General features: G+C 74.8%; 1 pseudogene. It reads right to left on the bottom strand.

From position 1 onward, the window contains the following. Positions 1 to 210 (bottom strand): annotated as a pseudogene (locus ABFP37_RS22720) (hypothetical protein); the annotation flags it as partial.

Below are 210 nucleotides of genomic sequence, written 5' to 3'. Positions count from 1 at the left end.
GGTGTTCCGGCACCCGTCATCGGCCGGCGACACCGCCGGGACAGAGCCGGAAGAGCACGTGGCGGCGGAGCTTGGCCCCGCGGAACCGGCGGCGGAGCTGGAGGCACCAGCGGCTTCGCCGTCGTCAGCCTCGTCGTGGCCCCAGCCGGTGGTCCAGCCGGCGGCTTTGCTTGCGGGTCCGGCGGCGTTGATCGCTTCGGTGCGGGTCCG

Source organism: Burkholderia sp. RS01 (genome assembly GCF_039748055.1).
In the GTDB taxonomy this organism is placed as follows: Bacteria; Actinomycetota; Actinomycetes; order Actinomycetales; family Micrococcaceae; genus Arthrobacter.
The sequence above is the reverse complement of the archived record's forward strand: the minus strand, read 5'-3'. Positions and strand labels throughout refer to the sequence as shown.